This is a genomic window from Candidatus Thiodiazotropha sp. CDECU1 (genome assembly GCF_963455295.1).
Classification (GTDB): Bacteria; Pseudomonadota; Gammaproteobacteria; order Chromatiales; family Chromatiaceae; genus Thiodiazotropha.
In genome coordinates this window covers 4223548-4236012 of record NZ_OY734020.1, presented here as the reverse complement: position 1 = coordinate 4236012, position 12465 = coordinate 4223548, and the positions used below count along the sequence as shown (strand labels likewise).

General features: G+C 48.8%; 15 protein-coding genes. 4 read left to right on the top strand and 11 right to left on the bottom strand.

The annotated features are described in order from the left end of the window. Positions 1-19: 19 nt before the first annotated feature. The 5 genes from R2K28_RS19380 to R2K28_RS19360 all read right to left on the bottom strand — a co-directional run bounded on the left by R2K28_RS19380 (position 20) and on the right by R2K28_RS19360 (position 3642). Positions 20-241 carry a putative Ig domain-containing protein gene (locus R2K28_RS19380; protein ID WP_316367062.1) on the bottom strand — a complete coding sequence of 74 codons (222 nt, stop codon included), beginning with the start codon at positions 239-241 and terminating at the stop codon, positions 20-22. A gap of 101 nt (positions 242-342) precedes the next feature. Further along, on the bottom strand, positions 343-531 hold the full coding sequence (locus tag R2K28_RS19375; RefSeq protein ID WP_316367059.1) for a putative Ig domain-containing protein: 189 nt from the start codon (positions 529-531) through the stop codon (positions 343-345). A gap of 341 nt (positions 532-872) precedes the next feature. Next, positions 873-1190 (bottom strand): hypothetical protein, encoded by a 318-nt coding sequence (locus R2K28_RS19370; RefSeq protein ID WP_316367057.1) that lies wholly within the window; start codon positions 1188-1190, stop codon positions 873-875. A gap of 764 nt (positions 1191-1954) precedes the next feature. Next, positions 1955-3202, bottom strand: a complete 1248-nt coding sequence (locus tag R2K28_RS19365; RefSeq protein WP_316367056.1) for an OmpP1/FadL family transporter — start codon at positions 3200-3202, stop codon at positions 1955-1957. Positions 3203-3360: 158 nt separating this feature from the next. After that, positions 3361-3642: a DUF1304 domain-containing protein gene (locus R2K28_RS19360; protein ID WP_442871409.1), complete on the bottom strand. Its 282-nt coding sequence runs from the start codon at positions 3640-3642 to the stop codon at positions 3361-3363. A 250-nt stretch (positions 3643-3892) separates the two neighbouring features. Between R2K28_RS19360 and R2K28_RS19355 the strand changes: the two genes are divergently transcribed. Then, the gene (locus tag R2K28_RS19355; RefSeq protein WP_316367054.1) at positions 3893-4795 is read left to right on the top strand and encodes a hypothetical protein; all 903 of its coding nucleotides are present in this window, start codon (positions 3893-3895) and stop codon (positions 4793-4795) included. A 259-nt stretch (positions 4796-5054) separates the two neighbouring features. Further along, complete coding sequence (locus tag R2K28_RS19350) at positions 5055-5708, top strand: hypothetical protein (protein WP_316367052.1); 654 nt, start codon at positions 5055-5057, stop codon at positions 5706-5708. A 91-nt stretch (positions 5709-5799) separates the two neighbouring features. Here the strand turns inward: R2K28_RS19350 and R2K28_RS19345 are convergent, their stop codons facing one another. Next, a complete protein-coding gene (locus tag R2K28_RS19345) occupies positions 5800-6777 on the bottom strand; it encodes an AraC family transcriptional regulator (protein WP_316367050.1) in 978 nt (325 codons plus the stop codon). A 153-nt stretch (positions 6778-6930) separates the two neighbouring features. Here R2K28_RS19345 and R2K28_RS19340 point away from each other — a divergent pair, with 153 nt between their 5' ends. Both R2K28_RS19340 and R2K28_RS19335 read left to right on the top strand, forming a co-directional pair. Continuing rightward, positions 6931-8004: a homocysteine S-methyltransferase family protein gene (locus tag R2K28_RS19340; protein ID WP_316367048.1), complete on the top strand. Its 1074-nt coding sequence runs from the start codon at positions 6931-6933 to the stop codon at positions 8002-8004. After that, positions 7979-8566, top strand: a complete 588-nt coding sequence (locus tag R2K28_RS19335) for a GNAT family N-acetyltransferase (protein ID WP_316367047.1) — start codon at positions 7979-7981, stop codon at positions 8564-8566. The genes R2K28_RS19340 and R2K28_RS19335 overlap by 26 nt, the downstream gene beginning before the upstream one ends. Positions 8567-8986: 420 nt before the next feature. On the opposite strand, the gene R2K28_RS19330 is transcribed toward R2K28_RS19335, so the two are convergent. The 5 genes from R2K28_RS19330 to R2K28_RS19310 all read right to left on the bottom strand — a co-directional run bounded on the left by R2K28_RS19330 (position 8987) and on the right by R2K28_RS19310 (position 12381). After that, a complete protein-coding gene (locus tag R2K28_RS19330; RefSeq protein ID WP_316367045.1) occupies positions 8987-9661 on the bottom strand; it encodes a M15 family metallopeptidase in 675 nt (224 codons plus the stop codon). A 27-nt stretch (positions 9662-9688) separates the two neighbouring features. Then, positions 9689-10198 (bottom strand): DUF1697 domain-containing protein, encoded by a 510-nt coding sequence (locus R2K28_RS19325; RefSeq protein WP_316367043.1) that lies wholly within the window; start codon positions 10196-10198, stop codon positions 9689-9691. Positions 10199-10355: 157 nt separating this feature from the next. After that, entirely contained in the window at positions 10356-10733 is a 378-nt protein-coding gene (locus tag R2K28_RS19320) for a DUF6869 domain-containing protein (RefSeq protein ID WP_316367042.1), read from the bottom strand. A gap of 615 nt (positions 10734-11348) precedes the next feature. Further along, positions 11349-12002: a hypothetical protein gene (locus tag R2K28_RS19315; RefSeq protein WP_316367040.1), complete on the bottom strand. Its 654-nt coding sequence runs from the start codon at positions 12000-12002 to the stop codon at positions 11349-11351. Positions 12003-12135: 133 nt separating this feature from the next. Next, a complete protein-coding gene (locus R2K28_RS19310) occupies positions 12136-12381 on the bottom strand; it encodes a hypothetical protein (protein WP_316367037.1) in 246 nt (81 codons plus the stop codon). Between the last annotated feature and the right edge of the window lie 84 nt (positions 12382-12465).

Here is a 12465-nt window from a genome sequence, read left to right as displayed (position 1 = left end):
ATGCTCTATGGATCGTCCGCTATGCATTCCCGTCATCGGCGGTAGCCACATAGGAAGCCGCGTCGGCCTCTGCGGTGGGGGTTCCACTGATCACACCGTCGTTGAGGGTGACGCCGTCTGGCAGTGCCTGGTCGAGGGAAATCGTCAGTGTGTCGCCATCCGGATCGGTGACATAGTCGTTGAGATCGATGTGGACGGCAACGCCCACGGTCCAGGTCTGCGCCGGAATCGTGCTCCACACGGGCGCCTCGTTCTGGTCGCCATCTGCGGGCATGACGTTAATTGTGAAGCTTTGTGTTGAACTTGCCATCGTGTACTCCTGTATGCTCTATCGATCGTCCTCTAGCCGGTCCCGTCATCGGCGGTCGCCGCATACGAGGTCGATGCGGTCGCTGTGGTGGGGGTTCCACTGATCACGCTACCGTTGAGGGTGACACCGTCTGGCAGGGGTCTGTCGAGGGAAAACGTCAATGCATCGCCTTCCGGATCGGTGACATAGTCGTTGAGATCGAGATGGACGGGATCGCCCACGGTCCAGGTCTGCGGTGGAATCGTGCTCCATACGGGCGCTCCGGGTTCACAGCCCGAGAAGACAATGCCCATGGCGACGTACCCGGTGTTGCGAATGAATTCTCGGCGGGTTTGCAGCTTACTCATGATCGTCATCCTTGTACTCGTGTGATCATCGATTGTTTGAGGCTATCAGTTACCCCCGAGTGTACAAAGGGTAGGGGCGGCAAAATGTGACATCTATCGTTTATTGGCAACTGAACTCGTTGTCTGTGATGGGTCTGTGTCACAGAGTAGAGGGTGCGAAGACACTATGTTTAAGCGGAAGGGGTTAAATAGAGTGGATACTATTCGGCTCACCTCTAGGCATTGCCGTCATCGGCGGTAGCCATGTATGACGCCGACGCGGTCTCAGCGGTGGGGGTTCCACTGATCACGCCGTCGTTGAGGGTGACGCCGTCCGGCAGTGCACTGTCGAGGGAAATGGTCAGCGCGTCCCCATCCGCATCGGTGACATAGTCGTTGAGATCGAGATAGACGGCAACGCCCACGGTCCAGGCCTGGGCCGGAATCGTGCTCCACACGGGCGCCTCGTTATTGGTCGTTCCATCATCGGTAGTTCCATTATCAGACGATCCGTCGTCGCTGGGTGGACTGGTATCCTCGGAGCCACAGCCCATGAAGGCTATGCCCATGGCGACGTACCCAGTTTTGCGAATGAATTGTCGGCGTGTTTGCAGCTTGATCATGATCGGAATCCTTGCACGCGCGTGCTCATCGACATCCAGAGGCTATCAGTTACGTTTGAGTATCGGAAGAGTGAGACGAGGTACCCATTGAGTAAAACGTGACGCGTATCGCGGGTGAATAGAGGCGGCTGGAGTTAAATTCCTAAAATCTTTCCTGCATAAAAAATCCTGACCTCGCGGTCAGGCTCGATCTCATATTTACCAAACTGTTTCGGTCGCTCTTACCGATAACCTTATAAACAACTGCTCCCAACATCTATATTACTTTGGATGAGGCACTCTGTTTTTTGCGATGATATATATGAGTAAAATCAGCGAGCCTGCGATCAATATCCCGCTGAAAAAGGTATAGCCCAAGAGCAGTAGAACTATACCGGTCAGGATGGTTAACGAGAAAGCCGTATAAAAGTAATAAAAACATGTTTTGGAGGTTGCCGGGGTGATTGCTCGGTCGCCCGAATGATTGTCATCAGTCTCGGGATCAGCTGAGATCATCTTGTTTGATGGTCCAATCAACAGGCCCTAATAGGATGATCGCAATGGATAATATTGCCGATAATAGAATCCAACTATGCGCAATTTTCATGATTCATGATCCTTCAAAAATCAAGTGGGACAGAGTTGGATGATCAACCTATATCCCTGATGTCTCTTTCCATCAGAATGATCTTCTGCCAGTTACCCGTCGCTGCCTCTCAGAATATCCATGCATAGCTTATCTCAAGCTCTGTCTGCTCCATATAGAGCGTGCCTGTCTGACCGCTGGTATTCGGATTGGTGCCCTTGAGCTCTTCCCTGGGTGAATACATCAGCGACAGACTCACCTCATGCTCCTTCGAGAGCTGTCGGGAGAAACCGACGGTGTAGTGATCCCGTCCCACGGCTGGCGCCAGGATATTAAGCAACGCTTGGTTTGGGGGAATGATCTGGTTGCCGTGGCTGTAACCTGCCCGCAGCACGGTTTGGGGGTCGTACTGCCAGCGGATGCCGGCCTTGAACACCCTCGCATCCCGCCAACCACCACCGATTCCGTCATCGGCACCCAGGATCGGGGTCATCAATGGGATATCGTTTGGATTACCGACTGAGGCGATGTTGCTGTAGTAGATGCGCTGGTAATCAAGCGCCAGCTCAAGACCGTCGCTGAGGCGAAACGACGCGCCCACCTGGAATGTTGCCGGTATATCGAAATCGCCATGTTCCGCGAACAGCCCGCGGTAGTCATCGAACTCACTCATCCTCAGTCTGGACTGAACACTCAGCCCCAGGGCAATCCTATCCACAGGCCGGAAGTTGACGCCGAGACTGAGTCCGAGGCCGCGAGAGTAGTCAAAACCGTTGTTGGTCACGTCGTCCGGATAGAGGGAGACCGCGCCAAAAGGGTTCAATCCTTTCGCCCTGAAGGCCTGCAACGCAAGGATCGGTGCTATGCCAAGCGCCAGTCTGTCAGAGACCCGGTGGGAATAGGGTAGATGCAGTACCATTTGATAGAGGTCGACGCCGGTGGGGGACGTCGCCTCCCAGCCGGGTCGTTGGAAATATCTGAATATCTCGTCATCATATTCCGTATTCAGTCCATTCATCACAAGCGCGACACCGATCGCCCTGTCTTCATCCAACTGCCGGCTATAGGCGAACTGGGGAATGAGAAAGAGACTGTTTTCGCTGTCGTAAGTCATGGGGGCGATCTGTACAGGTCCCGTCGCGTCGTTATTGGCACGAAAGCCCCGGTCTGGCAGAAACAAGGAACCACCCAACTCCAATCGCCCACCCACCAATACCAGATTGGCGGGATTCAACGCGCCGCTCGCCGCATCCTCCCCAAGGGATACCCCTGCCCCTGCCATGCTCTTGCTTTTAGTGCCGATGCCGTGGGAAAAATAGCCATTGGTGGCGTTGAGGTTTGCGCTGAAGAACAGCAGGAGAATGAGCACTCTTTTCATGATTATTCCTGGGGGGCGTACATCAGATAGAATCGAACATAATATTACCGAATCTCAAAAGCAATGACTCATACTCTAAATGTTAAAATTGGTGTCCCCAATTGCTCCTTATCCTATCCCACAATTTTCGTCAGAGAGCAGATTCTGTTCGCGCATAACTACTGAAACCACAGCAGCACCAAGCCCACTGCCGCAGGCAAAGCCTGAACATAGAGAATCTTTCGACTGGCAGTAAACGCCCCGAAAAGTCCGGCTGTAAGCGCACAGCACAAAAAGAAAGTCAGGACTCCGAAGCCGGCGCTGCCTAGGGAAAGCCCCCAGACTAGCCCCGCGGCAAGAAATCCATTGTACAGACCCATATTTGCCGCCAGTACCTTAGAGGTTTGAGCTTGCTTGAGTGTTTGATTGAAGATCTTCAGGCCTACAGGTCTATCCCACAAGAACATCTCGAGCACAAGAAAGCATAAATGGAGCGCCGCCACCAAGGCTATAGTGATGTTAGCAACGATTGTAATGGTTCATGCCTCCCTTGGCTTCAGCGCGTTAGTGGCAATGTGCTATGTAGAAGATAAATGGTGTCTGTGCCCTGTTTATTTCCATCGGGTCAACAAATGCTATTGAAATATTCTATTATTTTTACACCCCTGCGTTATTATATTTTTATTGTAGAAGATTATTTTTATAACCAGCATGAATGACGAAACTCCGCAAAACGGCAGCCTGAGCGTCATAAACGGCGTGGAGCGCATTTACTACGACGGCTACTGGATCAAGCGCTACCATGCGCCGGTGGACAGCCTGACTGATAAAAAACTGCTGATCCAATCCCTCACCCGCCGCCTGTTCAACCACATGGAGCACGGCATCAATATCCCTGGGCGCCTACTGGACAAGGTCCGGGCGGAGTACCAGGCTGAAAGCGATCCCGCCAAAAAGCGGGTCAGGGGCGCGATGTTGGCAGGCGCGTTGTTCAATCGCGCGGCGGATATCTTCAACCAGCTGGTTGAGCTGGAAGCCAGCGGTGTGCATATAAAAACCGACAATGACCTGATGCGCACCTGCGGAGAGTGCTTGCAGGAGGCGCTGGAGCTGGGCAAGTTGGTCCGTCACCGTAATGGTAGCGCCGGAATCAACGAACTTTGGGGAGAACCATTCAAAGCTTTCGTCATGTCGATCGAGGATTTCTATCAGTCACGCTACGTCAAGATTGCCCTCACCATGCGTAATATCGATGAGGTTGCCGAGCACATGATCGGATGCGCGCGGAACAACCAGGGGTCTGGGGAGATGGAGGCACTGATCAGGCACTACGCCTGCATGGCGCGGCGCAAGTGTGAAACCCTCAGAACCGACCCTGACATCTTCGACGCCTGGGTTGAGTTTGTCGTGGCGGGGGAGGCGATTACCAGTTATACGGGCGAACAAGTGGAAGTTGAAACCGGCAAGGGAATCCTCGATGAATTCGATACCCGTTACATGCTCGAACAGGGTGTCGAGCTGATTGCAGACATCACCAGGGCGAGAACTTCAATGCCGAATAGCACTAAGGAATACCTGGGGTTGTGCGAGCAATTCAAGAGCAGGAAAGTATAGACAGATAAAGACCCTGAGGCTGAAACAGAGTTGCCTTGTGTGATCAACCCAGACTCGTTCCTGGTCTTGTATATGCTATTGGGTGCTCCTGTTTTCTATATGGATCGAACCGTCACGCTAACCAAGTGAATGGCATAATCAATAACTCGCATGATAATATTACTGGCGCGGTCAACAACATTGAATTAGTGTTAACAGGCCCTAGCCTCTCAGATACAGATAACTATCGCTTCAATATCCATTTTAAGGGGAAACTGTCATGATTAGGACAATAACGCTCAGCCTATGTGCACTATTACTGCCCGGCATTGCCAGCTCGGATATTGTTGATGAAGTGGCAGACGCCATGTGTAAATGCGGCGTTCCCCCCAGATCGGCCTGTATGGATGCGTTGGCGAAGAAATATCCGGAAATGGATAAGAGTATAGAGTTGCAGGATCAGGTTATGAATAGGTATCAGCACGATTGTGTCGCAGGGATGGGCTCGAAGGGTGGCTCCAAAATGGGTATGCCCGGCATGCCCGCAGCTGCCGGTGGGTCGGCGGATGCCGCCGACTGCTCCACAAGCGCTTTCAGCGTTGCGATTCCAAAAGGTTGGAAATGCCGCAAGATGGGGGCTAACCCCCAGGATGTGACACTCTATGCCTATGGAAACAAATTGAATGTATCCTTGGGTAAGAATCAGGGAAAGACCAGCTGCTCTGTCATTCCTGGTTGCAAGCGTGCCAAGCATGAGCTCAGCAGCAGATTCGAGAGTACGCGTTTCACCAACCCGATGATCGGCACGCATGAATATGCAGGGCACTTCAAAGACGACAATTCCTTAAAATTGACCATCACTTCGAATATTCCGCCTACAGACAAACAGTACAGTGAGATCAAAGCTATTTTGGATTCATTCAAAAAGAGATAGTGAACGAGCAAACTATAGAGGGTTAGAGAGCGGTCAGTTCTATTTTTAGAGGGTGTCGTTCTCTGGCCCTAACTATTTAACTCGAGTTTCTTTATTCCGACCCGGATTGCGTGTGTTGCCGATGACGGCTTCGCCACTGCGCGGGTGGAATACCGACCTCCCGTTTGAATGCGCGATTGAATGCGACAGCCGATTCGTAGCCAATCTGATGTGAGATCTCGGCAAGTGTCTGGTTGGTTTCCTGTAACAGGGATTTTGCAGATTGGAGTCTTGAGAGCATGAGATAGCGTATCGGTGGTGTGCCGACAAGAGAGGTGAATTTGTCGACAAAGGCGCTGCGGGACATAGCGACCTCATTTGCCAATAGATCGTTGCTCCATGGCTCATTGAGCTGACCGTGTATGAGGGCCAGTGCTCTGCCAATTTTTTTGTCGGTTAAACCCATGATCCAACCATCTATGTCAGACCGCTGCTGTGAATATGTACGGACCGCTTCTGTCAGCAGCAATTCCGAGAGGCGTGACATCATTGAAGATGAAGCAAGTTCACCCTTTATGAGTTGTTTAGCCGCAAGCTGAACCGAAGCCTCTATCCAGTCTTTGGTTATATCTTGGGTGATATCAAGTTTTATAAAATCGGGTAATGAGTCGAAGAGGGGATTTCGGGAGATATCGCTGGCCAAAAAACCACAGTAGATGGTTGTTGCCTCGCCTCCACCACCATAGTTGATTTGTGCCAATTGATCCCCTTCTGCTGGGATGATCAGCTCGTCAGCTTCTGTAGGCGATACGCCTGGTTTGCTGGACAAAATATGCATGCTGTTCTTGGGTAGAAGTATGATCTCTCCAGTGCTGACCTCGATGGGTGAGTTTCCCTCTATCTCCACAAACAGGCTGCCCTCTATGACCAGGTGATAGGCGATGACATGGGCGGGGATGTCAAGGAAAGGGGCGCAATCCTCCGGTGTCACCTGGGAATAGATCGCCCAAGGTGCAGTAAAGTTGGCTTTGAGGAACACAGCGCCTGTGATGCTGGCTGCGTGGATAACATCCGACAGTGGGTCCTGCATGGTCCCTCCAGGATTCTGGTCGATGGGTTAATGATTCAGGTCGAACTGTCATTCACGCCGCGCATGGTCTCCATTAGTCTGATACTCAGGAGTAGTGCAGAACTATTATCTGTTGCAACAATATATTACAAGACTAAAAGAGGATGACCAACCATGAACAGAACAAACGCTCGACTACCGCAACTGGCATCGGGTCTGTTTTTGACCGATGGTGGCATAGAGACGACGCTAATTTTTCACGATGGCTTTGATCTGCCCCATTTTGCAGCATTTGATTTGCTACGTAACACAAAAGGTCGCCAGGCCCTGACCGACTACTACAAACGCTATCTCTCAATCGCCATAGAAGAACAACTCGGGTTTATTCTCGAAACACCTACTTGGCGGGCCAGTGTTGACTGGGGAGAGAAAATTGGCTACACAGAAGATGATATCAAGGCAGTCAATGAAGATGCGGTCTATTTGATGCGCCAGTTGGCCGAGGAGAATAGAAACTCTATCGATCCTCTGGTGATTAGCGGATGCATTGGTCCGAGAGGTGACGGTTATGACGCCGGCGATAAGTTGACAGTTGAAGCAGCAGAAAGCTATCACGATCTCCAGATTGAGGCATTTAAAAGAGCGGGAGCGGACCAGGTAACGGCGATTACCATGACGCATATGAATGAGGCACTCGGGATCGTCAAATCTGCAATGAAGCACGATATCCCAGTGGCTATCTCGTTTACGTTGGAAACAGACGGTCGTCTGCCGAGCGGTACGGGTCTGAAACAAACCTTGACGGAGATCGATAAGGAAACCGGGTGCGCACCGGCGTACTATATGATCAATTGTGCCCATCCCACCCATTTTGACTTTATCCTGCCTCAGGGTGAGGCGTGGGTGGAGCGCATTCATGGTATACGTGCCAACGCCTCCTGCAGAAGCCATAAGGAGCTTGACGAAGCCCCAGATCTGGATATAGGTAATCCCGAGGAGCTTGGTATGCAATATCGTGATCTGATCAAGTTGCACCCACAGTTAAATATCCTGGGTGGCTGTTGTGGGACAGATCACCGGCACATCAAGAGCATCAGTAAGGCATGTCGTGCAGTTGCAAGGTCTGACGGCAATGAAATAAACAGGATCAAAGCTCGCAAAGCGATCCCGGTTAAAGCAGGTATTAAACAATCCATGTCTCATAGGAAGAGAACCAATGATTTTGAATATTCGATCAGCAACGGCTGATGACGGTCCGTTTATTGCGCAGATGATTGAGCTCTCTTCTGACGGCGTGGCGAGCCTTGAGTGGCAGGAAGCGAGTGAGCGACAAGAAGATGTCACACCTTTGGATTTCGGCAGCCAGCTCTATTCCTCCAGCGAAGGAGACTACAGCTATCGCAACTGTCGTATTGCAGAGATCGATGGGCCTGTAGGCATGCTGTTGTCTTTTCCTCTCACAGAAGAGAATATGTGTGTGGACGCCATGCCGCCGCCATTTGAGCCAGGTGACTATCTAGCGCCCTTCAAATATCTGGAGGCGAAAGATAGCTGGTATATCTGCGGGGTTGCCGTCAGGCCGGAATATAGAAAGTTTGGGATCGCCACCCAGTTGATGAAGCAGTCCATGGCCCAGGGAAAAGTCAATGGGTATGATAATTGTAGCTTGGTGGCGATGTGTGAGAAGCAGTGGTTGATTGAGTTCTACGAGTCACTGGGGTTCAGGGTTACGAAGACTGCGCCGATTGTTGAGCATCCGGGGATTAGGGTTTCCGGGCTCGCTGCATTAATGGAAAGACAGACGAGTTGAGTGAAAGGGTACCGAATCTGGTACCCCTTCTCATTGGCATGTAAGCCTGAAATTAGACGCTAGCTCAATAACCAAACCGAGGGTAATACTCAGGGTGAACTTCCCTCAATCTTCTGGCGTAAAAACATGATAACGATTGTTACCAGGTGGTCGGCCAATCGCATCCAGGAATAGAGGGTGTCAATTTATCGAAGTAGGCAGGCGCGGTGAAAGTGCCGCTCATGGCTGCCTCTGGCCTGATAAACGGCGAGGTCGGGTCCGTGGCGGTTCCTAGCGCTTGTTCCTGATTCCTGTTACGGGCCAGGTATTCGCCCGATTCTCATTGTTACCTACGTACCATATACTCGCGTATAGCAAGGTGGTGCTGGTTCACTTGGGCGTCTCAGGACTGGAGTCCGAGTTGCCTTGCTTGTTATAGCCTTACTCGATAATTGAATATGTGCTTCTGGCATCTTTCTTCGTCATACCGTTGAAATGCCACCATTCATGAGATAGTGGATAAAAGCCCGCCTTTACCATTGTTTGCTTCAATAGATGGCGATTCTCTTGTTGATCTACAGATACACCCATGCCTATCTGTTTCAGAAAATACTGCCAATAAATCTTGGCGTGACTCCTATAAAAAGGGCTGGGCCCCATATCCAGTTGATTGCCTCTCTCATCAATGATTGTGATATCTACAGCGATACCATAATTATGCATTGAGCCTTTATCCGGGTTTGCAACATACCTTTCAAAACCTGTACCTTGCATTTTTTCATACATTGCACGAGAGACCGATCTTGGGCGTGCAGCATCAAGCACCTGAAGAGAATAAGTTGGTTGAGCTTTCTTTAGTATGTCTTGCGCCTTGGATAGCATAACAGCAATGCTTCTTCTAAGATAAGCTTTATTCAGCCCGCCGTAGAAATCTTCTTCAAAGAAGTTTTTCCTGGGATCCGAGTTAACAAGATCTACCTTGATTGAGCTATCGATGGTGTTCACATCGATAAGATCTGCAGCTATGAATTTTCTTTCGACGCCATTTGCCAACACATTGCTCGATAGCAAAAGAAAAATGAGCAAAATGATCTGCTTGGTTGTGTGGTTCAGCATTGCCTTTTCAGGTTGTAATGACCAAGCTCAGTCGCGCCGTTTATTGGCGTCGGTTGTAGCGCCTCGTTGGGCAGACGCTATGGAGACGAGTTTGGTCATAGTATTAAGATTCCTGGTGGTCGCAGTGACTTTCAGTTTACGCTCGAAATAATTATTGTTGAACTTTGAATCACTATGTTTGGTTGCATATAAAGTGTATATCGTGTTTCCCACATACCGCACCTGGTCAGGCGAAAAATTTGTAGATAGAAATTCTTTTAAAAGCTTCTTGTCCGGCTCTGTTGCAAGCAGCGAAAAATAAAGTCTCTTTCCATCCTCTTCTTTGAACGGATTGCACTTCAAGATTTCAGAAAACTGACCTGGTGATCTTGCTAGAACGGCGATGTCTCCGCCAAAACTTTTGTGGATAACGTCATACACAAGATTTTCAATCTGATTAAAAGTGAGACTGGATAGGGCGATAATATTGCCGCTTTGTATATATGTCTGCACGTCTTTTAGTCCTGCTTTTGTAAGAGCCGCACGCAGCGGTGCCATCAGAACCTTGTTTTTTCCAGTAGGTGTAATGCCTCTTAGTAAAATAACGAATGTATTCATATTCTTGTTTATGACGCCCAACGGCCGAGTTTTGGGGCAGGCGCTTACCGGACGTCCCGGCCCCGAAGGGACGACAAGAACGAATTGTTATGCGCTTTCACCATGCTTCACCTCGACATTCCAATATTCTCTTCCACACTTCAGTTGTGCCACTCTCCCAAACACCACCCAGTAAAAAGCGGAAACTTGGATTTTGCCTAGCTAATATTTCTATTTCATCAATGACTTCTGTACCAGCATTTTCGATTAGATCTTCTAATGGGCCTGCTGCAAGAACACCTATTAATTTATCTGGTGGATCAAGTTCCAAAATTTTCAAAATTGCTTTTAAACTATCTCCGGGAGTTGTTTCTCCGCCTCCAATACCCATAAACTTTTCAACTGCCCACCATTTTGTGTGATCTGTATTTAGGCCATGAGCTAGCTGGGCTTCAATATAAGCTTTTACCCATTTTTCTATCTCTGTGTCATCCAATATTAAGCGCATAACGTTTATATATGGGGCGCGCAACGAAGTGGAGCGTCCCAGTGAGCGGCAGCGAACGACATGATGTGCTTGCTATGCAATTTCATTCTTCCAGTACCGCTCGCTCAGCCCTTATTTTTTCATTAAACCGGAAAGTATGATCAACTAAGCATTGGTCATATTGTGAATCTGAAACATTAAAATGTTTTCGGAACTCACTATTTACACACTCGCCTATCTTATATTGTATTTTTCTGTCAATAACGTAATCGTCTCCTGCTTCTTCCTTACGGTTGAATTCCTGCTAAAGAGGTGAGTAATCACACTTAGCCACTGATTTTTCCATGCGGACAGAACAGTCCTGCTCATTGGTCCCTAGACATTGAGAGAATTTAATGTCAGTGCAGTATAGCTTGCTCATATCTTTAGCCATATGAATATTGAAATCTTCCAGCATTTCAATGCTATAGCATGGGGAAATGCAAAAAATTATTGAGAATAGAGTAGCTTTATGCTTCATTATTTTCACGCATAACGCCAAATTCACCGGAAGCAAAAAGCAGCGCCGACTTCCCTTGGAGCCCATTGTTATGTGTATGCACCACTCGCACATGTTTTGATCTTTTAATTACCACGTTGGGGATTACTGCCGTTATTACCCTCATCTTGAGAGCCGGGGCCTCCACCTAGTGCTGGTGCCGGTTTTGGGAGTGATGCTGGCGGCGTAATTGTAAGCGGATTCGGCGGGTCGCGCATGACTACACATTCGTATGCTTCATTTGCGCCTTGTACCTCATCACACTTTGGTAGCGCGTTCCATTCATGACCCGCAGCAAAGATGGCACCTGCAATAGCGGCCAAAGAACCCACTGCCCCAACGACCTGACCAACAGACAATGTACGCAAAGCAGAGAATAACCATTGCAGAGTTATTTTATCTGGTATCGCGAGATCACATGCACAGACTTCAATATTGTCACCGTGCGAATATACCGTGTCCCTTAAGCTCCCAAATAGGTCATTAATATTTTTTGACTGTTCGCTTGTTATATTGTTTGTTTGGGAACTATTGAGCTCCTGTTTTAGAGTATTGATTTTTTCATATAAGGTTTTGACTCTCTTATTCTCTACGAAACCAAGACTCTCTAAAAGATCGATCACCTTATCTATATTAGGTATTACGTTCTTTTCGTACATGGGCTCGCCTTCCTTCACCATATAAAGATAACGAATGGACATGCCAAGTTTCAATATACTACTTAAAGGTGATTTGTTCATGTGTCACATCATCTGCGTTTGGAATGAGACTATATTTGGCAACTGAAGACACAAAACGTTGCCTTCAGCGGAGCAGGCGCGTTAGCGTCTGAAACCGCTGGAAGGCCTGGTTATGTGTCATGTTGGTTTGCATTTAAATAACTTCAACGTCGCTTGTTAATATGAGCAGACTATTTGGTATGTCGTTGTGACAATGTAACCCAAAATCACTAACCTGGTCATCGAACTGCATAAGAACCCTAGAACGATCATTTTCTGGTTTGACTATTGTTCCGGTTTTGCCAATTAATGCCCAATAATTCTCTGATGGGTTACACTTTTCTGGCGCGTCGCTATCACCGTTGAATGTTTTTAACTTAACCTTTAATCCTACTTCCATATTTTTCTATATTCCTTTTGACACATAACGAGCCTGTCGAAAAACCTGATTTCGGAAAATAGATTTCCCTATGATCAATTTTTG